The sequence below is a fragment of the Rhizobium sp. 01N48 genome (assembly GCF_056399145.1).
Genome location: NZ_JBFTQT010000001.1, coordinates 516,510 through 532,778 on the forward strand (window position 1 = coordinate 516,510; position 16,269 = coordinate 532,778).

The 16,269-nt window shown below is 59.6% G+C and carries 35 protein-coding genes; 16 read left to right on the top strand and 19 right to left on the bottom strand.

The annotated features are described in order from the left end of the window. Window positions 1–31: 31 nt before the first annotated feature. The 19 genes from AC1DOG_RS02530 to AC1DOG_RS02620 all read right to left on the bottom strand — a co-directional run bounded on the left by AC1DOG_RS02530 (window position 32) and on the right by AC1DOG_RS02620 (window position 8,108). The gene (locus AC1DOG_RS02530) at window positions 32–814 is read right to left on the bottom strand and encodes a deazapurine DNA modification protein DpdA family protein (RefSeq protein ID WP_477926689.1); all 783 of its coding nucleotides are present in this window, start codon (window positions 812–814) and stop codon (window positions 32–34) included. Next, on the bottom strand, window positions 811–1,038 hold the full coding sequence (locus tag AC1DOG_RS02535; protein ID WP_477926690.1) for a hypothetical protein: 228 nt from the start codon (window positions 1,036–1,038) through the stop codon (window positions 811–813). The genes AC1DOG_RS02530 and AC1DOG_RS02535 overlap by 4 nt, the downstream gene beginning before the upstream one ends. Next, window positions 1,035–1,454: a DUF968 domain-containing protein gene (locus tag AC1DOG_RS02540; RefSeq protein ID WP_477926691.1), complete on the bottom strand. Its 420-nt coding sequence runs from the start codon at window positions 1,452–1,454 to the stop codon at window positions 1,035–1,037. Before AC1DOG_RS02540 ends, AC1DOG_RS02535 begins: the two co-directional genes overlap by 4 nt. Then, the gene (locus AC1DOG_RS02545) at window positions 1,454–1,654 is read right to left on the bottom strand and encodes a hypothetical protein (RefSeq protein ID WP_477926692.1); all 201 of its coding nucleotides are present in this window, start codon (window positions 1,652–1,654) and stop codon (window positions 1,454–1,456) included. Before AC1DOG_RS02545 ends, AC1DOG_RS02540 begins: the two co-directional genes overlap by 1 nt. After that, window positions 1,651–2,013 (bottom strand): hypothetical protein, encoded by a 363-nt coding sequence (locus tag AC1DOG_RS02550; RefSeq protein ID WP_477926693.1) that lies wholly within the window; start codon window positions 2,011–2,013, stop codon window positions 1,651–1,653. Before AC1DOG_RS02550 ends, AC1DOG_RS02545 begins: the two co-directional genes overlap by 4 nt. Next, the gene (locus tag AC1DOG_RS02555; protein WP_477926694.1) at window positions 2,013–2,369 is read right to left on the bottom strand and encodes a hypothetical protein; all 357 of its coding nucleotides are present in this window, start codon (window positions 2,367–2,369) and stop codon (window positions 2,013–2,015) included. Before AC1DOG_RS02555 ends, AC1DOG_RS02550 begins: the two co-directional genes overlap by 1 nt. Then, complete coding sequence (locus AC1DOG_RS02560) at window positions 2,366–2,671, bottom strand: hypothetical protein (protein WP_477926695.1); 306 nt, start codon at window positions 2,669–2,671, stop codon at window positions 2,366–2,368. The genes AC1DOG_RS02555 and AC1DOG_RS02560 overlap by 4 nt, the downstream gene beginning before the upstream one ends. Beyond that, complete coding sequence (locus tag AC1DOG_RS02565) at window positions 2,668–3,078, bottom strand: recombination protein NinB (protein ID WP_477926696.1); 411 nt, start codon at window positions 3,076–3,078, stop codon at window positions 2,668–2,670. The genes AC1DOG_RS02560 and AC1DOG_RS02565 overlap by 4 nt, the downstream gene beginning before the upstream one ends. Window position 3,079: 1 nt before the next feature. Continuing rightward, window positions 3,080–4,066 (bottom strand): recombinase family protein, encoded by a 987-nt coding sequence (locus tag AC1DOG_RS02570; protein ID WP_477926697.1) that lies wholly within the window; start codon window positions 4,064–4,066, stop codon window positions 3,080–3,082. Next, the gene (locus tag AC1DOG_RS02575) at window positions 4,063–4,245 is read right to left on the bottom strand and encodes a hypothetical protein (RefSeq protein WP_112988841.1); all 183 of its coding nucleotides are present in this window, start codon (window positions 4,243–4,245) and stop codon (window positions 4,063–4,065) included. The genes AC1DOG_RS02570 and AC1DOG_RS02575 overlap by 4 nt, the downstream gene beginning before the upstream one ends. A gap of 10 nt (window positions 4,246–4,255) precedes the next feature. Continuing rightward, window positions 4,256–4,585: a hypothetical protein gene (locus tag AC1DOG_RS02580; protein WP_477926698.1), complete on the bottom strand. Its 330-nt coding sequence runs from the start codon at window positions 4,583–4,585 to the stop codon at window positions 4,256–4,258. A gap of 1 nt (window position 4,586) precedes the next feature. Further along, the gene (locus AC1DOG_RS02585) at window positions 4,587–5,597 is read right to left on the bottom strand and encodes a hypothetical protein (protein ID WP_477926699.1); all 1,011 of its coding nucleotides are present in this window, start codon (window positions 5,595–5,597) and stop codon (window positions 4,587–4,589) included. Further along, window positions 5,585–5,821, bottom strand: a complete 237-nt coding sequence (locus tag AC1DOG_RS02590) for a hypothetical protein (RefSeq protein WP_477926700.1) — start codon at window positions 5,819–5,821, stop codon at window positions 5,585–5,587. The genes AC1DOG_RS02585 and AC1DOG_RS02590 overlap by 13 nt, the downstream gene beginning before the upstream one ends. Further along, entirely contained in the window at window positions 5,818–6,132 is a 315-nt protein-coding gene (locus AC1DOG_RS02595) for a hypothetical protein (RefSeq protein ID WP_477926701.1), read from the bottom strand. The genes AC1DOG_RS02590 and AC1DOG_RS02595 overlap by 4 nt, the downstream gene beginning before the upstream one ends. Continuing rightward, window positions 6,116–6,460, bottom strand: a complete 345-nt coding sequence (locus tag AC1DOG_RS02600) for a hypothetical protein (protein WP_477926702.1) — start codon at window positions 6,458–6,460, stop codon at window positions 6,116–6,118. Before AC1DOG_RS02600 ends, AC1DOG_RS02595 begins: the two co-directional genes overlap by 17 nt. Continuing rightward, window positions 6,457–6,681 (bottom strand): hypothetical protein, encoded by a 225-nt coding sequence (locus AC1DOG_RS02605; RefSeq protein ID WP_477926703.1) that lies wholly within the window; start codon window positions 6,679–6,681, stop codon window positions 6,457–6,459. Before AC1DOG_RS02605 ends, AC1DOG_RS02600 begins: the two co-directional genes overlap by 4 nt. Then, window positions 6,678–7,028 (bottom strand): hypothetical protein, encoded by a 351-nt coding sequence (locus tag AC1DOG_RS02610; RefSeq protein ID WP_477926704.1) that lies wholly within the window; start codon window positions 7,026–7,028, stop codon window positions 6,678–6,680. The genes AC1DOG_RS02605 and AC1DOG_RS02610 overlap by 4 nt, the downstream gene beginning before the upstream one ends. A 64-nt stretch (window positions 7,029–7,092) precedes the next feature. Beyond that, the gene (locus tag AC1DOG_RS02615) at window positions 7,093–7,341 is read right to left on the bottom strand and encodes a helix-turn-helix domain-containing protein (RefSeq protein WP_477926705.1); all 249 of its coding nucleotides are present in this window, start codon (window positions 7,339–7,341) and stop codon (window positions 7,093–7,095) included. Between the two features lie 152 nt (window positions 7,342–7,493). After that, complete coding sequence (locus tag AC1DOG_RS02620; RefSeq protein WP_477926706.1) at window positions 7,494–8,108, bottom strand: XRE family transcriptional regulator; 615 nt, start codon at window positions 8,106–8,108, stop codon at window positions 7,494–7,496. Window positions 8,109–8,210: 102 nt separating this feature from the next. On the opposite strand from AC1DOG_RS02620, the gene AC1DOG_RS02625 reads away from it, so the two are divergent. From AC1DOG_RS02625 to AC1DOG_RS02700, 16 genes are all read left to right on the top strand, one after another. Further along, window positions 8,211–8,429 carry a helix-turn-helix domain-containing protein gene (locus AC1DOG_RS02625; protein ID WP_477926707.1) on the top strand — a complete coding sequence of 73 codons (219 nt, stop codon included), beginning with the start codon at window positions 8,211–8,213 and terminating at the stop codon, window positions 8,427–8,429. Beyond that, window positions 8,426–9,379, top strand: a complete 954-nt coding sequence (locus tag AC1DOG_RS02630; RefSeq protein WP_477926708.1) for a DUF2312 domain-containing protein — start codon at window positions 8,426–8,428, stop codon at window positions 9,377–9,379. Before AC1DOG_RS02625 ends, AC1DOG_RS02630 begins: the two co-directional genes overlap by 4 nt. Beyond that, complete coding sequence (locus AC1DOG_RS02635; RefSeq protein ID WP_477926709.1) at window positions 9,376–9,729, top strand: hypothetical protein; 354 nt, start codon at window positions 9,376–9,378, stop codon at window positions 9,727–9,729. Before AC1DOG_RS02630 ends, AC1DOG_RS02635 begins: the two co-directional genes overlap by 4 nt. Window positions 9,730–9,826: 97 nt before the next feature. Beyond that, entirely contained in the window at window positions 9,827–9,979 is a 153-nt protein-coding gene (locus AC1DOG_RS02640) for a hypothetical protein (protein ID WP_477926710.1), read from the top strand. Between the two features lie 445 nt (window positions 9,980–10,424). After that, window positions 10,425–10,799 carry a hypothetical protein gene (locus tag AC1DOG_RS02645; protein ID WP_477926711.1) on the top strand — a complete coding sequence of 125 codons (375 nt, stop codon included), beginning with the start codon at window positions 10,425–10,427 and terminating at the stop codon, window positions 10,797–10,799. 27 nt (window positions 10,800–10,826) lie between these two features. Next, window positions 10,827–12,167 carry a DUF4942 domain-containing protein gene (locus tag AC1DOG_RS02650; RefSeq protein ID WP_477926712.1) on the top strand — a complete coding sequence of 447 codons (1,341 nt, stop codon included), beginning with the start codon at window positions 10,827–10,829 and terminating at the stop codon, window positions 12,165–12,167. Continuing rightward, the gene (locus tag AC1DOG_RS02655) at window positions 12,164–12,547 is read left to right on the top strand and encodes a hypothetical protein (RefSeq protein ID WP_477926713.1); all 384 of its coding nucleotides are present in this window, start codon (window positions 12,164–12,166) and stop codon (window positions 12,545–12,547) included. Before AC1DOG_RS02650 ends, AC1DOG_RS02655 begins: the two co-directional genes overlap by 4 nt. Further along, the gene (locus tag AC1DOG_RS02660) at window positions 12,547–12,732 is read left to right on the top strand and encodes a hypothetical protein (protein WP_477926714.1); all 186 of its coding nucleotides are present in this window, start codon (window positions 12,547–12,549) and stop codon (window positions 12,730–12,732) included. The genes AC1DOG_RS02655 and AC1DOG_RS02660 overlap by 1 nt, the downstream gene beginning before the upstream one ends. Continuing rightward, window positions 12,729–13,301 carry a TRM11 family methyltransferase gene (locus AC1DOG_RS02665; RefSeq protein WP_477926715.1) on the top strand — a complete coding sequence of 191 codons (573 nt, stop codon included), beginning with the start codon at window positions 12,729–12,731 and terminating at the stop codon, window positions 13,299–13,301. The genes AC1DOG_RS02660 and AC1DOG_RS02665 overlap by 4 nt, the downstream gene beginning before the upstream one ends. After that, on the top strand, window positions 13,298–13,480 hold the full coding sequence (locus AC1DOG_RS02670; protein WP_477926716.1) for a hypothetical protein: 183 nt from the start codon (window positions 13,298–13,300) through the stop codon (window positions 13,478–13,480). Before AC1DOG_RS02665 ends, AC1DOG_RS02670 begins: the two co-directional genes overlap by 4 nt. After that, window positions 13,477–13,842: a RusA family crossover junction endodeoxyribonuclease gene (locus AC1DOG_RS02675; RefSeq protein WP_477926717.1), complete on the top strand. Its 366-nt coding sequence runs from the start codon at window positions 13,477–13,479 to the stop codon at window positions 13,840–13,842. The genes AC1DOG_RS02670 and AC1DOG_RS02675 overlap by 4 nt, the downstream gene beginning before the upstream one ends. Beyond that, entirely contained in the window at window positions 13,835–14,323 is a 489-nt protein-coding gene (locus tag AC1DOG_RS02680) for a DUF1376 domain-containing protein (protein ID WP_477926718.1), read from the top strand. The genes AC1DOG_RS02675 and AC1DOG_RS02680 overlap by 8 nt, the downstream gene beginning before the upstream one ends. Continuing rightward, window positions 14,316–14,957: a hypothetical protein gene (locus AC1DOG_RS02685; RefSeq protein WP_477926719.1), complete on the top strand. Its 642-nt coding sequence runs from the start codon at window positions 14,316–14,318 to the stop codon at window positions 14,955–14,957. Before AC1DOG_RS02680 ends, AC1DOG_RS02685 begins: the two co-directional genes overlap by 8 nt. Further along, a complete protein-coding gene (locus AC1DOG_RS02690; protein WP_477926720.1) occupies window positions 14,954–15,472 on the top strand; it encodes a helix-turn-helix domain-containing protein in 519 nt (172 codons plus the stop codon). Before AC1DOG_RS02685 ends, AC1DOG_RS02690 begins: the two co-directional genes overlap by 4 nt. Beyond that, window positions 15,469–15,765: a hypothetical protein gene (locus tag AC1DOG_RS02695; protein WP_477926721.1), complete on the top strand. Its 297-nt coding sequence runs from the start codon at window positions 15,469–15,471 to the stop codon at window positions 15,763–15,765. The genes AC1DOG_RS02690 and AC1DOG_RS02695 overlap by 4 nt, the downstream gene beginning before the upstream one ends. Further along, window positions 15,762–16,265: a hypothetical protein gene (locus AC1DOG_RS02700; RefSeq protein WP_477926722.1), complete on the top strand. Its 504-nt coding sequence runs from the start codon at window positions 15,762–15,764 to the stop codon at window positions 16,263–16,265. The genes AC1DOG_RS02695 and AC1DOG_RS02700 overlap by 4 nt, the downstream gene beginning before the upstream one ends. Window positions 16,266–16,269 lie beyond the last annotated feature (4 nt).

Genomic DNA, 16,269 nt, shown 5'->3' on the forward strand with positions numbered 1-16,269 from the left:
TCGAAAGCTCTTGTGATGTCATCGCGGGTGATCATGCGAACATCTCCATCTGCCATGGTTGACTGTTTTGATTAGCGGCGTCGCGAACGCGCTCGACAAGCCTTTCCGCTTCTCGCCAGTCGTTTGCGTCGCGGCCTTGCTTCCGAGCTGCAAAAGACCACGCCATGCTGTCCGCAGTCGCGAGCAGCGCCCTGACGCCAGCATGCAGTAGGGAGGTAATCTTTACGCCGAACCCATGGAGCAGCAGATCGGGACGCTCAGCGGCGATTGCCTGCAAAACGCGCATGATCGCCCTCGGGTCACCTTGTCGCTTGCAGACGGAACCAACGCCTACCCACATGCCGGGTTTCAGCCGGTCGCCGTACATCCGAATATGATCGACATAGTCCTGAGGCGCGAAGCCCTGCAGGACCGGCATGACGTGGAACGGGACAGGGCCATTAAAAAGCCGTTCGAGCTCAGAGACCAAGGCGTCATAACGTTCGATCGTGAGGCACTGGTGCTCTTCAATCGTTAGCCCAGTTTTTGCCAGGATGAAGGGCTCGCACATGTAGTCCTGAGCGACTGCGGCAGCGATCTGCACGACCCCAGATGTATGCAGGCGATAAAGTTCGGCCGCATATTCCTCGACACTATGGCGGTAGTGACCGTGCTTTGATATCTCGGTGAATGCGCCGCTGTCGACAAGCACCTCGCCACACGGGACAGCCTTCCGGCGGTTCCTCAATCGATTGATGCTGATGCAGGCTAGCGAGAAGTGTTGGGCATCTGCCGGTTGATGCAGGCCAACGTAGAATTTTACGTCTCCTGTCATCGTCTCGTCTCCTGTATCGGGGCGTAAAGCTGGGCGGGTGGCCAGATCGTGACAGTCTCGCCGTTCTCCATGGCCTCGCGGACCAGCCAGACGATGTCTTCGTCCTTCTCGAACGGTACGTGCGTGCGGCAGAGATGGCCGTCCGCATCGCGGGTCTCGGCCTGCCAGCCGGCCTTTCGAACTTCATCGGGCGTGGACAGGTTGATAGGATTCGGGTTCTTCATAGCGTGTCCCTCGAAGGAAGGCGGTCATTGGCGGCGAGCCCAGAGAGGATTCGTGAGGTTGCGCGCTCTGTGGCCTCGTATTCCTCGTAGTCGCTCCAAAGGCCGAACAGAGTGTTGGCCAACTCGTGCGGGTTGATGCCTACGGAATTCCAGTAGGCGGTTTCGTTCATGGAGTGCTGGCGGGTATGCTCTGCCTCACAGAGGGGAAGGGCAAAGCGGTCGGGTGCCTTCGTGCCTTTCCCTCGGCCATAGTGACCATGCCATGGAGACGCGAAGGAGACGTGCGCCGCCTGGACTGTTGATTGGCCGGTCACGACACAAGGCAATGTGTGCACCCAAGACAAGTAGCCTTTGCGCTTCTGTGGGCGTCGGGCCGGGATCGGGTTGAGTGGGCGCGGGGCGATCTGGAAAGCCATCAGCCGATCCTCGCCATCAGCGCAACGATCCCGCGCATCATCTTCCGGACGGTGGTATCGCTCCTCGGTCGGGTGTTCATGCCCTTGGCGGCTATCTCGCGCTGAAGCTGCTCGACGGTGGCCGCTACCTTTTCCCGGTGGGCTATCGTCGTCGATCGAGCGTGAGGGTTGGCTTTGAGGTATTCGGAGGCGGTTCTCATGCTTGCCACTCCCATTGATGGAGATATCCGACGAATTCGCCGGCGCCGTAGCGCTGCTGAAACCAGGAGAGCATTGCCGCATAGTCTTCGAACCCATCGAGGCGGGCGAAGTCGTCCCGATCGCGAGGAAGGCCTTCGACGTTCCCTAGCGTGATGCCGGTCACGCGGATGGCGATGTAGGTGACACGAGTGCAGACCGGATCGTCAGCGGTCAGCTTGCGGCATTCAGCGGTTCGCTGTCCGGTATAAAGCTGGATCCGGTCCCCGACCTTGGCGCGTCTGGTCTGGCGGATGGTCTGGCGCTTTTCCCGGCGCTCTACGGGGCCGGCGAACTCAGGAGCGAAGTTCAGAGCAACCATTATGCGGACCTCCGATCGCGATAGTCCCGCCACCTGAGATATTCCATGAAGGTCATGGAGCCGTCGTAGGCAAGGAAGTCGAGATAGCGCTGCTTGCTGCGCGATACCTTCGGAGGAGCAGGGCTCTCCGCTACGGCGGCCCTCTTTCCCTCTTCGGTGACGTGGAAATAATCGTCCCCGCCGAACATTTCGACATTGGCGACGCGCTTCATATAGCCAAGTTTCACGAGCTCCATGCAGAGCGGGTGGTCCAGACTGCCTTCACCGGTCACGAACCGGTTGCGATAGAAGGTGCCACGCCCGTACTCGTCGAGGCCGAGCGAGTGCTGCAGGATATGGAGAAGCTTCGGGTTCATGCCGCGCCTCCCTCTTTCTCTACAATCTTGAAGGTGATGGAATTGAGCTGAGCCTCGACGGCAGCTCTGAACTTGTCCTTGTCAGGCTGGCCGCCAGCCTCAAGCACAGCTACAGAAGCGATCGTCCAGGCGGAGCGGATCAGCATGTTGGCTACGATCGAGGTTGCCTCGCGGGTGGACTGGCCTGCAGCGATGAACTCTCCCGCCTGATCGAAGGCGAAGTCGTCGATGATTTTCGCCATGGTCGGGATGCGGACGCGAGCCTTCTCGGTGGCTTCGAATGTTTCGGCGGTGTCTGTCATGCCGCTTTTCCTTTCGGATCGGACCATTCAACGCTGTGCTGGGCGCCAAAGGCGAAGATGATTTCAATGAGGGCCGTCATCTCGTCCTTCGATAGGTCGGATGACGACGTGCTGAGATTGACGAAGCCGGTCCCGTCGGTGTTCGGGACGATCCGGAGCTGCTCGTGGGCTTCCCGGCGCAGCGCATCAAGCATGACGAGCTTCCAGTCGTCCGACGTCATGCGCTGGCCGTACCAGACGAGCTGGTTGGCGAGATCAGTGAGCATTGCCCACATGCGGTCGTTCTGAGGCAGGCTGCGCTTCGGTCCCTTGAACTCGACGCGCGTATCCACCGGCGCGCGGCATATCCAGTCGATCGCCTTCTCGCGGAAGTGCTGGTTCGCGAGGACAAGAAGCGCTCTGCCCATGTCAGCCACCGTTTAGAGGCGAGAGAACCGCCAGGCGGCGCGTCTTGATGGCGAGGGCCGCATCTATCATGTCGGCGTGGCCTTCACTCTCGAGCGTGGCCGGCGCGTCGAAGTCGTTCCATATCTCCTCGACGTCGGCCTCGTCCTTCGCGCCTGYGAGTGACGTCTCTATATGCTCGAGGAATTCGCTGAGAATGAACTCACCGCCGGCGTCTTCATTCACCGTTGCCTCGATCGTCTTCTCCGCGCTGGGGGCGGGCGGCTTCGGCGGAACCGGTGGCTTTGGAGGTCCGGACTTCGCCGCAGCGGCCGCCGGTGCCGCGCTTACCGGCGTGACATCGCGCATCTCGTCGAGGTCGGCGATCTCGCGGGCTTCGTATTCATCACGGATGCCGCCAAGCACGTCGCCGAACAGTTCGCGGAGGCAGTAGCCGGCTGCCCGCCATGCCAGCATACGCTCAGGGAAGCGATACCAAGGCGCATCGTTCGGCACGTTGTCGCGCCAGACCTTCTGGCCGTTTTCCCAGACCTGTTTCCTGACGACAGCGCGCTCATCCCATAGGCGGGCACGGGCTGCGTTGTCCTGACTGAACTCGACGCGCTTGTCTTCGCCGGTGTCGAGACGCTTTGCCTCGCAAAAGCCGATCATCTTACCGTTGCGGACTTCGCAGCCGGTCCGGAGATACGCGACCTTGCCGGACATCCGGACGACGTTGATCAGTCCATCACCGTAAAGCGCTGGCTTGCCATTGATAACGGTAAAGCTGCGAAGGCTAACCATAGGCTTGAGGCCCAGCTCGGCGCCCGACATGATGGCGACAGCGACGGCCGCCGCGGCTTCCTCTCCAGTCAATTTTCCGATGAGTGCGGACGGCGCCAGGTTCGAGGCAACTACAGCGCGGGCAATGCGCAGCGTCTCCTCGAAAGTTTGAGGAACGATGGCGAGGACAGTGCCGCCGCCGGAGAGTGCAGGGACGTGGCTATTCATCGCCAATCTTCCTTGTTGATTGATTTCGATCTGAAAGCTGCATTCATCTGGTGGAAGCTGATCAGCGTCTCGTTCCACGCGAACCAGACAGCACCGCGCACGCCGCAGAAGAACTCCGCGACAAAGGTCCACACGAGGATCGGGACGGCGGACACGATGATTAGGAGCCTGATCAGCATAAGCTCTCTCCTATCGATCGACGTCGTCGAAGACTGACCGATTGCCCTTTTCATCGAGCAATGTCCGGTCTTCTGAGTATTTGCGCTGACCGTTGGGATACTTGGCCTGCTTCTCGTATTCCGTACGCAGATCTTCGACCGGACGAAGTGCGGCAACCGAAGCCATTTCGGATTCGACCTTGATCTCCTTCACCTCGACCTTGGCCTCTCCGCGCTTAGTCGGAACGTGGATGCGCTGGCCAATCTCGACCGGGAAGTCGGCGAAGTAGTCGTATGTCTTGCCTTCCTTCTCCCAAGCGAATTTAACGGCGACGATCGTGCGGGGTGTTGTCTGGGTCATCTCAAGCCGCTCTCTGTTCGCTGCGGATGGCCATGCCGGCCAGTTCAAAGCCTCCGCGCGCGGCGCGGTTCGCCAGCGTCTCGACGAGTTCCCTGATCTCGGCACGGTCCTTCAGCGCCATCAGTAGCTTGTCGAAGTCGGTGATCTCGGCAAACACGAAGGTGCGCAGGGAGACCTTGGCACCGGTGCGGCCAGCGCTAGCGTTGCGAGCCTGAGCATCGCGTTCGGCCTGCGCCGCCTGCTGGGCAAGCCGCTCGGCGTCGGCGATCGCGTTGTTATGGGCAGCGACAGCGGCCGCATCGTTGTCGTTTTTCGCGGCTGCCTTCTCGGCCGCGACGCGAGCTGCGTCAGCTTCACGCTGGATGCGATCGGCTTCCGCCCGAGCAGCAGCCTGGCGCTCGCGCTCCTTGCGTGCCTGCTCCTGCAGGAAGGTGTCCATATGGCGCTTGAGCTTCTTGCTCAGCGTGTCGGGCTCTGCCTTGAGGTCACGCCATTTGTTGTCGACGTTGCGGCCGGCGTCCAGGTGCGGCTGCTTCTCCACCTTGTGAAGGTCTGTCGCCTTCTTCGCGATCGTCGACAGGCGCTTTGACCAGATCGCAGCGCGATCGGCCTCAGCCTGGGTCGTGATCGGCTTTTTCAGGAAGGCGTCAACCTGTTCTCGTTCGGCAGCAAACTCGACCTGCAACGCTTCGAACGGATCAGAGGGGAGATTGTGGCCAATAGCCGGCGTCTCCGGCTCATCATCCCAGCCACCGCCCTCGATCGCCTGGGTGTAGGCTTCGTGCGATACCGGGTTCCGGCAGGCGAAAGTCCAGATATTTACCGCATCGGCGGGATGATCGCCGCGCATGGCAAGCCACTTCCCGTCGTCGAGCCAGATGGCTACAGGCTCCCATGGGCCATCCTTGTAACGGGTACGGTAGAAACCCTGCTGCGGATCGCCGTCATGGATCGGGCCGATCTTGCCGGCTAGGGCATCCTGCCACCAAGCCCAAACGTTCACTTCTGCCATGTAAGTTGCTCCTGGTTGATGAGCGCGTCCGCCTTAAGCTTCTGCTCTGTCGGCGCGATTGAGATGATGGTGAGGACGCCGACGAGGGCGATCGAGAGGATCACGACAACCGCCTGATTGAGGCCGGCGATCATGCGGCGGCGCTCGGCTTCCATCTTGGTGTTGATGGCCTTGGCGCGGTCTAAGAAGGACTGGGCGGCTTCGAGGTCAGAAGGGGAGGTCATTGTCTGGTCTCCCCGCTCGCCGCAATTCCTTCGGCCTGATGGCGCGCCTGGCTTACGTATGAGGTGACGAAACGCTCGATCTCGTCATGACCTTCGGTCGTGTCGACAATGAAGGAGTGAAGCGCTCCCATGAGGCCGGTTAGCACGCCGCCGGTCATTACCTCGATCTGCTGCGCTGTATCGAGAGCCCGAAAATCAGGGCTGGAGAACATCGCCAGTGCGAACGACGCCATCTTTATGCGGATGTAGTCGGCCAGAGCGTCGGTCTTGTTGCTGGGGTTGAATGCAGCGAGGTCAGAATGGGAGGTCACGGTCGAGATCCCTTTCTGCCCGCTTGGTGTCGGCGGCATCGTCAAGCGCTGCCTCGTGCTGCTCGGAAGCTTCGGCCATCAGCCAAGCCTTGAAACTGTCGGTGCTGGTGATGCGATCCTCGATCGACCACGGAAGGTCGATCGGGCCGCTTCCATCTTCGAACGAGACCTTGTTGACCTCGACGCTCGGCTCTTCACCCGGCTCGGTCAGCGTCTGCTTGCAGCCGCGATGAACCGTAAAGGCGACCGACATCTTGAGGTTCACCTCAGTGCCGCAGCTATCGCCGGAGATGGTGACGTTCTGGGCGGTGTGGAATTTGCGGGTCATCGAAGCCCCTCCGGCGAGAAATACACACCAACGATGTTGTGCTGGCAGAACTCGGCGATGCAGACGTCGCCACGCCAAACGCGGACATAGGGAATGTCAGCGTGCAATCCGGACTTGGTGCAGGCTTCGATGCGGGTCACGCCATTTCGGCCAACCGTGTGCGAACCTTCGTCGTCAATCGCGATATGCTCGATCGTCTGCTTGATAGGGTGTTCGCTCATGCCACCCTCCCGGTACGCGCATCAAAGCCACGACGAGCGCGGAAGACAGGAACCGAGACCGGCATATTGCCGTCCAGAGCGTCACCCCACTCAAGGGAAGCTTGGCGCCCGTGGACCGTCTTCTCGTCGTAGAGAACCTTCTCGATCGCGGAGAAGAGCATCTGCTCAAACGTGCCGCCGCCGCCTCGGGGAGAGCGAGGAAGCCACTTGTCGCCGACCTTGATATCCTGGACGGCAAACTCATCCGGATAGCGCTCGTCATTGACGACCAGCTCGGCCTTCCCGTAAAGGAGCATGCCTTCGCCGAGGCCGGGGATAGTGAGTTGCTCGAAATGGTAGGTGCACACGGGATAAATCCTCTCAAGAACACTTTCGAGATCAGCCTCAGTGAAGGGCTGATACCGAAGGCGTTCAGGCGGCGATTGCCGGCGTTTCGAAGAAGGAGCCGATCACAGCGGACGGCGGAATATCGAGAACCTTGCAGATCGTGATGAGCGAGGCGACCGACACGCGGTTGGTGCCCTTCTCGTACTTCTGGACCTGCTGGAAGGTGACGCCGAGCTTCTCGGCAAGAGCCGCCTGCGACAGGCCGTTGGTGCGGCGGATCGCCTTGATGGTGGCCCCGATTTCCCTGTCTACGTCTGTAAGTCGCTTCGCCATGTTCTCATCCTCGGTTGCGTTTCGATGATGATGAACATACCATAATGGAATGTGTGGTCAATACCATTTTGGTATAATTGTACACGTAGGATTGCGGGCCGCCGATTTTAGACGGTTAAAAAAATCCCCGAACACCAATTTGGTGACGGCGATTAAAGGAAATCTTTGATTATTTTCTTTGCTTGGCGCGGAGGAATAACAGCGGCCACATATGCAGCCCAAAGGACTCGCTGATCTGGCAACTGATCGCCGTTAAAGGATTCAAGATCAAAGTGCCCGGCCTTGCCGGTGCTGGGTCGAAGGAGTCGCTTTAGAAGGACTCGATCATCATCGAGTCCTATAATTAGAACTTCGCCAAGCATCTCGTTAGATGGGGGGTCACGTCGATCATCATAGTAGATGATGCCGCCGTCTTCCGCATACGGGCGCATTGAATTTCCCCGCACAATAACGGCAACAGTGTTGTCATTCGCGCCAGGAATCCTTTCCACCCACCCTAGTTGCCCGTGTCCGGCACCATAGACGCGTTGGCCTTCGGTGTCCGCGCCAACGAGTCCTACGATTTCGACATCGCTGGCGTCTTGAATTTCCCCGAACATGAGTTCTTGAGCAGTTACGCCAAGATGAGGGGCTAGTCGTTCGGCCCAATCTTTGGAGAGTTTTCTCTCACTTTTCTCCAAGCGCCAGATCTGCGGCTGAGAAGTGCCAGCAAGCTTCGCCAGCTCGGGCTGCGAGAGTTTTTTCGCTTCGCGTAGTTTTGTCAACAATGAGGCCATTCCCCTCGGTACTGCCGCAAGGAAATCTCGTCAAAAACCAAAATGGTATAGATCGCACTTGCGAAGAGCATACCATAATGGTATAGATGGGGCATGAAGCTCGGAACATACCTAGAAAACAACTTGATCTCGCACAGCGAATTCGGCCGCAAGATGAAAGTCTCGCAGGCGACAATCTCAAGATATGTCGCAGAGGAAAGACGTCCGTCGTTGGCTATGGCGAAGAAGATCCAAGACGCGACGGGGAACATGGTGCCGTTGGCAGAGTGGTTTCCTGAGCTTCGGGCCGTCATAGCGGAGACCGCAGCATGAGCGCCGACACCCAGATCAAAGCTATCTTCGAACGCTGGGAGCGCCTCGAAGGCGAGAAGAAGGCTATCAGCGATGATCTCAAGGAGCTTTTCTCCGAGGCAAAGCATGCCGGATACGATGGCAAGGCGCTGCGAGCTGCGTTCAATCGCAAGGTCAAACAGGATGCCGCAACCCCCGAGGATGCGCACTTCGACGCTGTCGTCGATGTCTACCTCGACGCGCTCAACGGCGTGGCGCGCGATGCGCGCATGCACGCACGAGAAAACATTGGAGAATTTGACCCTGAAACGGGGGAATTCAGAAACGACGGCGACCGTTTCGGTACGGTCAAGCATATGCGCGAGCAGATCGAACTTGCACGCAACGAGCGTGCAACGAGTAGCCGAACGCCGGGTGCAGAACCAACTGGCGTGACAGTTGTCGGTACCGAGAGCGGAACCGTCTCCAATCCCGTAGCGAACGTCGAGGAGGAGGCAACCGGCGCGATAGCTGCTGCTTCCAATGATCCGGCTAGTAGGACCGATGAGGACAGTGAGCGTCAGCACTCCTCGACGGTCGGCTTTGCTGACGATTGCCGTACCGGAGGCAAGGAGCAGTCGGATGCGTCCGCTGCACCGGTAGGGGATGCCGCCGCTGATGCACATGGCATCCCCGAACTCCATTCCGTGAAAACTACGGCAGCCCATGGGGACGCCGGACGCCACAGCCTCGACCGCGTAAGCCCACAGGCCTCCTTGGCCAATCCAGGCAGCGTCGGCGCCAACACAGGAGGCGATCATGTAACCGCACCCGAGTACGCCGCAACACATCAGGCCGGGGCCTCGTTCAAAGCACCCCCGGCCAAATCCCTCAGACCGGATTGCCGGCGTCCCGAGAACTGCGGCGGCTACGGCAGCAATCATTGTTTCTCCTGCAAGAAGGCCGCGAAAGCGGAAGAGGTGGCGGCGTGAGTGAACTTCAGGAAGCCTTCAGATGGATGAACGGTCACGACACCGGCATGTCGTCCAAGGCAATTTTCTCTCACATGATTTCGGGAGAGAGCACTGGGTCTTATCCCTACGATCCCTCTGACCTGGGTCGGTGCATTCGACTTCTTGAAAGGTTTCCACTCTGGCGGCTGCGGCTTCCCGAAATGGCTGCCTACGGACCTGTCTGGAAAATCTACGTCGAGCGTTGGGATGAACTTCATTCGATGATGGCCGACGAGGTTGGGGTTGACTGGTCGAAGGCTCGGAGAGCGCCAAAGACCTATGCCTTCATGAAAGAGCTGCAGGACTTGGCGCGGCAGGTGGCAGCATGACCAGACCATCCGAAGGCACAGACCGTATTGCACAGAACGCAGTTGAACATCGCACCGGTCATGACCGGGCGATGGTGGCAAGGCCGGGGAGATCGTCATGAGCATGCTCGTTACCGGAATATGTGTGGGCTTCATGGTCGGCTTGATCGTCACGGCGTCCATGGCGGCGAAGACGGACAAGCTCCGTATCCAGAATGGCATGATGGAGCGCAATGGCGTCGTCTACCGGATCACGAGGGTGGACCCATGACGCTCACCGTCGCCCTCACTGGCTGGCTCCTGATGCAGATCCCTCTCGGCATCCTTCTAGGCAAGGCACTGAAATACCGACTTCGAGATTGACGGCGCGCACCCCTCCCAAGCCCGTCAAAGCTCCGGGCCGTCGCCGTCCTCAACGGTGGCCCGGAGCACCTTCAACCGGAGACGCTTGCTCGCGGTCCTAAGGACTACTGCTTGAGCTGCATTTCCGAGGGAATGAAACGCTGACGGCAACGGCGGATTGCCGTCAGCTACCGACCCTGACGAAGCGGCGGAACGGGGTCGGAATGGAATTACTGCGGTTGGCCCAGGCGGACCGGAGACCAAGGGCGGGAGCCCTGCAAGGCTGCTTTGCCCTTGGTCTTTCTCATCATCTCTCCGGTGCATCTGAAGGCTCCTACTGAACAAGGAGATTCATCGCACAGGAGATTTCGGAAATGTCCGAAAAGGGTTCGGAGAAATCAGAAATGAGTACAGTCGAGTTTTGTCAGAAAGCTTTGAAGGAGGAAATTGCGCCTCCATCCATCGGGAGCGTGTCAGCGCGCATCCGAGCTGCGGCCCGTGAGCTTGGCTGGTCTTACACCAGAACCAAGGACGCTTGGTACGCCGATCCACGAATTTCGATCAAGCCCCAAGAGCTGTTCCGCGTCGAGGCGGTCAGCGGGCTCACCTACGACGCAAGGCAGGAGATGCGCAAAAATGACCGAGCAATTGAAAGAGCCGACGCTCTCCTTGGTGGGCCAGATACGCGTCTCGTTCGCACGCTGGTTGCTGCGGTACGCGAGGCATTTGGCCTACGCGATCGCGCCTGAGATCAGGGAAGAGGCGGGCGATAAATCATGAACCAGCTTGTCACACAGCGCACGGTCCTCGACCTCGTAGACGAGTACGACGAGAAGAATGCCGCCATGGACGATGCCATCGCTTCATTCGAGGCAGCGTTCAGCAAACTGGAACTGGCCGCGAGCGTTCAGGGAAAGTTTGTCGCGCCGGTAACCCGCCACCGACCATACCTTTCGCCTTCAGAGCTTCGCTCCAACCTGCTCAAGTCAGCTTGGAAGGCGATCTATGACCGCTTGCAGATTGATATGATCGCCAGCGCTAAGGACAAGAAGCTGTTCGAACGGACGCTCGAGCAGCCGCCTGAGCTGACTTTCGACAACGCCAAGGCCACGTTCGGCGATTATCTTATGCGCCCGCGCCACCACATTCTCCGGGGCCTGGCTGAAGTGTTTTCTGATCTCGACCAAGCCTACAAGTCGCATTCCAAGGTCAAGATCGGGGTCAAGGGACTGCCGAAGCGCGTCATCATCAGCAGTTATGGCGGCTACGGCAGCTATGGGCGAGACAAGCTGCGCGACATCGTCAACGCACTAGCCGCCTATCAAGGCAAGCCGCTTATGAGCCACGACGAACTTAGTGCAATCGAAGCGGCGCATGGCTCCAGCGAAGATGCGGTCTTGGACGGTCGAACGATCGCATGGAAAAGCAAGTATCGGGAAGGCGAGTATCAGACGCTCGATCGCGGCCTAACCATCAGAAAGTTCAGCAACGGCAACGCGCACGTCTTCTTCGCGCCTAGCACGCTACTCGACATCAACCGCGCACTTGCCGAGTTCTACGGCGAGGTTCTGCCAGACGCCGAAGAAGAGGACGCAAAGCACCAGGCCAGCACGGCCGTTTCGAAAGACCTGCAGTTCTATTGGTCGCCCGCCGATGTCATCGCGCGCGCCATGGATGTTGCCGGTATATATTCAGGTCGCGAGGCGCCACCTCACAGGGTGCTTGAGCCGTCGTGCGGTGACGGACGTATTCTCGACGAACTTCGCGCGAGGGGTTGCCGCCCGTTCGGTATTGAGGTTCACGCCGGACGAGCGGCTGAAGCCCGGGCGAAGGGTCATTCAGTCCTGACCGGGAATTTCCTTGAACAGCCGGCGCGGCCGGACTTCGACTTCGTGGTCATGAACCCGCCGTTCTACGGCAGGCACTACATCAAGCACGTCAACCATGCGCTGAAGTTCCTGAAGCCAGGCGGCACACTTGTGTCAATACTGCCGGCGACGGCTCACTACGATCATCAGGAGCTTCAAGGACAATGGACTGACCTTCCCGTCGGCAGCTTCTCGGAGGCTGGCACGAATGTGCCTACCGGGATTCTGAAGATCCGGAGGCCAGCATGATGCAGCAGCTCTCCATGTTCGACCTGATGATGCCGCCACGGCCGCCGGTCCTCGATGCCCCCACCTGGTTCAAAACCGATCTGGATAAGAAGGGCTGGAGCTACGGACACATCGGCGTAATGCGCAACAGTGACGGCACCTGGTCCTATACCACGCGTGACCAGTTCGGCGGGTATTGCGGCCACGGCGGTCCTTTCCATGGTTTCTATCCCAGCTTCGACGAAGCTCTCGGCACTGCGATCGGCCGCCTCTACTGCGGCTGGTACCAGATTTCGCGGCGGATGAACGATAGCTGCTGCAAGGACAATCATCGGGCCATGGCCAAGAAGGGGTTGGCTTGGTTGGAAAGCCTCGAAGCTGAGTACGGGGTGTTGCACTGATGACCGAGCCCGATCTCCTCCGCGAAGAAATCACCGTCCAGACGGACATAGCCGAAGGCCTACGTTCTCGCATGGCCACCCAGGACAACGGCTACCAGCAGCACAAGCTCAGATGCGTCACACGGACGCTCGATCGCCTCAAGCGGTCGCTGGCAGCGCATGAGCGGAGAGGGGATGCGGCATGACGGTTGTGGCCTCGAACTACGCCCGCAAGGAAAACGACCTATACCAGACCGAGCCGTGGGCGACGGAGGCCTTGCTACGCCGTTTCCCAGTGCGAGGCAAAAAGGTGTGGGAACCGGCCGCCGGCAATCACCTCATGGCCGATGTCCTTCGCGAGGCCGGTGCTGATGTCCTGACCTCCGACATCGAAACCTATGACCGGCAGCATGACATGGTCATCGACTTTCTCAAGCCGCACGGCAGCTGGGAGCAGGTCGATATGATCATCACCAACCCGCCTTATGGCAAGGGCAACCGTGATGCCGTCCTATTCGCTGAATACGCACTGACGCGGTGCAAAGGCTTGGTCGCCTTGCTGCTGACGGCAAAGTTCGATTTCGGTAAGACACGCCGCCATCTCTTTGCAGACAACGAACGCTTCGCCGCCAAGATCGCCCTCGTCGATCGCATTCAGTGGTTCCCTGGCGAAAGCAGCGGCACCGAGGACCATGCTTGGTATGTCTGGCGGCCAATCGGTTGGCCAAGCCTCGCCGTGCCTTCTCCTAAGCTCTTCTGGGAGGGCAGGGAATGAACATCACCGATCGCGCCGATATCACCGCCTCTCGCATCCTCGACCTATGGGACCAGGGAAAAGGCACGTTCGAGATAGCATCCGAGCTCGGATGCCATGAGAGCGTTGTCGCGAACTATCTCGCTCGCCTGACGGGAGAGACGGAACCGGCTCCGCAGTGGATCAGGAGGTCGGCATGATGGAAAGCATCATCATCCAGCTTCCATGGCCTTCGCGCAGCCTCTCTCCCAACGCTCGCGCCCATTGGCGCCGGGTAGCGGAGATCAAGAAGCTCGCCAAGCGTGACGCCTTCTATGCCACGCGGTCGATCCGCCGTGAAGCGATCGAGGCCGACCGGCTGACAGCCAAGGTCACGTTCTCGCCGCCCGATCGTCGCTCCCGCGACCTCGACAACATGATTGCATCCATGAAGGCGGCATTCGACGGAATCGCCCAAGCAGTGGGCGTCGATGACAGCAAGTGGCACCTGCGTATCGCTCCGGTCGCTGATCCGGTCAAAGGCGGCAAGGTGCTTGTAGAATTGGAGTGGGCCGATGGCTGATCTCCCCTGTATGCCGTTCTGGACGGACGCCTATCTTGCGGACACTCAGCACCTCACGACTGAGGAGCACGGGGCCTATCTCCTGTTGCTCTTCCAGGCGTGGCGCTCCCACGACTGCTCGCTCGCTGACGACGACGACATGTTGTCCCGTCAAGCAGGCGTTTCCATAGCCAAGTGGAAAGGCATGAAGGCAATCATCATGGCCTTTTGGACGCTCGACAAGCGCCGGAAAAGATGGGTGCAGAAGCGTCTCAAAACCGAACGAGAAAAAGCTACGCTCAAGAAGGCCAAAGCACGCGATAGCGCGGCAAGCCGTTGGAATAACACGGAAAAGGGTGATGCGAACGCATTGCGAACGCAATGCTACCCTGAACCTAATCCTGAACACATCGAAAAACCTACAAAAGGTTTTTCTCAGGGCGCTCGCGCGCCAAAAAAATCCCCCCGTGACAAAATGGTTGAGGCGATCATCAATGGCTGACCTAATCCCAAGCGATATATTCGACCGCCTTCCAGAGCGGTATCAGCGCCGAGCGCGCGACATTGCCACCCGTGTTGCCGAACTGAGGTTGCTGCTTAAGCGCTGTGAGCTCGTTGCGATCGTCGATGCAGCAACCCGCCTTCAAGGCCAGTTGCGCTGGCAGCCGGAAACAGACCACGAGGCGTTCGGGGCTGAGTTCCGCATCGCCTGCCAGGATCTCCCAGAGTGGGCCGTCTCGGAGGCGACCAACGATTTCCTCGCTGGCAGAGTTGCCAATCACACCGGCCAGTACATGCCGACGTGCGCAGAGTTCGCCCGCCATGCCCGCTCGGTCGTGCTCCCGTTCATGTCGGAGATGTCGATACTTCGCCGGGAGGCCGAACGGCTCTTCGAACGCGCCGAGGACGAGCGCCGCCGCGACCAGATAGCGATCGAGCGCGCCCGCCCTGGCCATCGCGAGTGGGTGCGGCAGCTCGCCAAGTCGGTGACAGCTGGCGCCCCCGCCATCTCGGCCAAGCCTCATAGCTCGATCGACGAGGAGACACAGGCCCGCCTCGACGCGTTGAAGGCCCCCATCCACCAACCCCCATCCAAGCTTTCCCAAACGAGTATTGTCAGGAGTGCGAAACGATGATCGTCACAGCAAGAGAGTTCACCAGTGCGGCGGAGATGAGGGCGGCGGCGCTTGCAGCCCATAACCGGCTCTTCAACCCGGCTGTTCGGGCAAAGACACCCATCATCGAGGTTCTGAAGCATAAGCCGGTGGTGGCGGTACCCCCGCCAAAGCCGCTCTGGATGCGCGAGGCCACGATGTTCTCCGAGCACATCACCGCCTACCAGGTCATCCTTCGGATTCGAGAGATGCAGGAGCATGGCGAAGTCGAGATCGTGAAGTTCGAACGGCGATCGATCCTCGAAATCGTCCTGGAAGTGTTGGCCGACTTCCCGACCGTATCGGTTCGGGATGTCAAAGGCGGCCGCCGAACCCACGATGTCGTCTACCCGCGCCAGCTTTCCATGTGGGAGGTGAAGACGCAGCGGCCCGATCTGTCATACCCCGCGATCGGGCGCTGGTTCGGTGGGCGCGATCACACGACGGTTCTCCACGCAACCCGGAAGATCGAGAAAATGAAGGGTGCAGCGGCATGACGAACGCGTTCAATTCGGGTGCCATCCTCTCCCCGAACGGCTGGATAGCCTTCTACCGCGATGTGCGGTGGTCATCAAACCGTGTCTTGAGAGACGGCAAGCACGACATTCTCTTCGCCACCCAGCAGGAAGCCAAGGACGCGGGACACGCGGCGCTGCTGGCTCATCTCAACGGCCACATGGTCGGCGAGTTCATGAGTGCCGTGCCGACATCGATGAAGCGGGCGAAGTTCGCGGAAGCTGAGCGCAAGCTATTCCGCGGCGGCGGCCGAGTGGTCGAGGTGGTTGGATGAACCTGAGGATCCTGAAGAAGCTCTCAAAACGAGCTGCGACCTACCTGCCCATGCTCGGAGACACCCGCGAGCAGTTTCCGTCTGAGCGCGGCGACAACTATCACGGATGGCTTATCACCGATCGGAAACACTGGGAGCGTCGACGCGTTCGCCCTGATTATGAACCCCGCAATGAATACAGATGCCGCCAGGCGGCGGAAATCTTGCGTCGCGCTCGATCAGGGAGGCCGATCCTCGTGAGCCCACCGTCTCACCCACGTAAAGGCACGGCGATGGTCGGCGCCACGAGTGGATATTACGAGCCGGAATGGGACGAGGAGTGCGCTTGGAGCGCTCTCGATAACATCGTCAGAGGGCATTTTACTGACTGGGATAAGATGGAAGAGGAGCGGGTTCCGTTCGGCGGAGCGCTCACTCGCGACCTTTCCACCCCTTCACTTCTGTTTGCCGCAGCCGACGACATGCTGCGCGAACTGTCCAAGACAAAGAACCAACAGTAGAGCG

Bases quoted from the DNA above. Each gene is read 5' to 3' on its own strand.
- AC1DOG_RS02530 (WP_477926689.1), bottom strand. From the start codon at position 814: ATGACAGGAGACGTAAAATTCTACGTTGGCCTGCATCAACCGGCAGAT.
- AC1DOG_RS02535 (WP_477926690.1), bottom strand. From the start codon at position 1,038: ATGAAGAACCCGAATCCTATCAACCTGTCCACGCCCGATGAAGTTCGA.
- AC1DOG_RS02540 (WP_477926691.1), bottom strand. From the start codon at position 1,454: ATGGCTTTCCAGATCGCCCCGCGCCCACTCAACCCGATCCCGGCCCGA.
- AC1DOG_RS02545 (WP_477926692.1), bottom strand. From the start codon at position 1,654: ATGAGAACCGCCTCCGAATACCTCAAAGCCAACCCTCACGCTCGATCG.
- AC1DOG_RS02550 (WP_477926693.1), bottom strand. From the start codon at position 2,013: ATGGTTGCTCTGAACTTCGCTCCTGAGTTCGCCGGCCCCGTAGAGCGC.
- AC1DOG_RS02555 (WP_477926694.1), bottom strand. From the start codon at position 2,369: ATGAACCCGAAGCTTCTCCATATCCTGCAGCACTCGCTCGGCCTCGAC.
- AC1DOG_RS02560 (WP_477926695.1), bottom strand. From the start codon at position 2,671: ATGACAGACACCGCCGAAACATTCGAAGCCACCGAGAAGGCTCGCGTC.
- AC1DOG_RS02565 (WP_477926696.1), bottom strand. From the start codon at position 3,078: ATGGGCAGAGCGCTTCTTGTCCTCGCGAACCAGCACTTCCGCGAGAAG.
- AC1DOG_RS02575 (WP_112988841.1), bottom strand. From the start codon at position 4,245: ATGCTGATCAGGCTCCTAATCATCGTGTCCGCCGTCCCGATCCTCGTG.
- AC1DOG_RS02580 (WP_477926698.1), bottom strand. From the start codon at position 4,585: ATGACCCAGACAACACCCCGCACGATCGTCGCCGTTAAATTCGCTTGG.
- AC1DOG_RS02585 (WP_477926699.1), bottom strand. From the start codon at position 5,597: ATGGCAGAAGTGAACGTTTGGGCTTGGTGGCAGGATGCCCTAGCCGGC.
- AC1DOG_RS02590 (WP_477926700.1), bottom strand. From the start codon at position 5,821: ATGACCTCCCCTTCTGACCTCGAAGCCGCCCAGTCCTTCTTAGACCGC.
- AC1DOG_RS02600 (WP_477926702.1), bottom strand. From the start codon at position 6,460: ATGACCCGCAAATTCCACACCGCCCAGAACGTCACCATCTCCGGCGAT.
- AC1DOG_RS02605 (WP_477926703.1), bottom strand. From the start codon at position 6,681: ATGAGCGAACACCCTATCAAGCAGACGATCGAGCATATCGCGATTGAC.
- AC1DOG_RS02615 (WP_477926705.1), bottom strand. From the start codon at position 7,341: ATGGCGAAGCGACTTACAGACGTAGACAGGGAAATCGGGGCCACCATC.
- AC1DOG_RS02625 (WP_477926707.1), top strand. From the start codon at position 8,211: ATGAAGCTCGGAACATACCTAGAAAACAACTTGATCTCGCACAGCGAA.
- AC1DOG_RS02630 (WP_477926708.1), top strand. From the start codon at position 8,426: ATGAGCGCCGACACCCAGATCAAAGCTATCTTCGAACGCTGGGAGCGC.
- AC1DOG_RS02640 (WP_477926710.1), top strand. From the start codon at position 9,827: ATGAGCATGCTCGTTACCGGAATATGTGTGGGCTTCATGGTCGGCTTG.
- AC1DOG_RS02645 (WP_477926711.1), top strand. From the start codon at position 10,425: ATGTCCGAAAAGGGTTCGGAGAAATCAGAAATGAGTACAGTCGAGTTT.
- AC1DOG_RS02650 (WP_477926712.1), top strand. From the start codon at position 10,827: ATGAACCAGCTTGTCACACAGCGCACGGTCCTCGACCTCGTAGACGAG.
- AC1DOG_RS02655 (WP_477926713.1), top strand. From the start codon at position 12,164: ATGATGCAGCAGCTCTCCATGTTCGACCTGATGATGCCGCCACGGCCG.
- AC1DOG_RS02660 (WP_477926714.1), top strand. From the start codon at position 12,547: ATGACCGAGCCCGATCTCCTCCGCGAAGAAATCACCGTCCAGACGGAC.
- AC1DOG_RS02665 (WP_477926715.1), top strand. From the start codon at position 12,729: ATGACGGTTGTGGCCTCGAACTACGCCCGCAAGGAAAACGACCTATAC.
- AC1DOG_RS02670 (WP_477926716.1), top strand. From the start codon at position 13,298: ATGAACATCACCGATCGCGCCGATATCACCGCCTCTCGCATCCTCGAC.
- AC1DOG_RS02675 (WP_477926717.1), top strand. From the start codon at position 13,477: ATGATGGAAAGCATCATCATCCAGCTTCCATGGCCTTCGCGCAGCCTC.
- AC1DOG_RS02680 (WP_477926718.1), top strand. From the start codon at position 13,835: ATGGCTGATCTCCCCTGTATGCCGTTCTGGACGGACGCCTATCTTGCG.
- AC1DOG_RS02685 (WP_477926719.1), top strand. From the start codon at position 14,316: ATGGCTGACCTAATCCCAAGCGATATATTCGACCGCCTTCCAGAGCGG.
- AC1DOG_RS02690 (WP_477926720.1), top strand. From the start codon at position 14,954: ATGATCGTCACAGCAAGAGAGTTCACCAGTGCGGCGGAGATGAGGGCG.
- AC1DOG_RS02695 (WP_477926721.1), top strand. From the start codon at position 15,469: ATGACGAACGCGTTCAATTCGGGTGCCATCCTCTCCCCGAACGGCTGG.
- AC1DOG_RS02700 (WP_477926722.1), top strand. From the start codon at position 15,762: ATGAACCTGAGGATCCTGAAGAAGCTCTCAAAACGAGCTGCGACCTAC.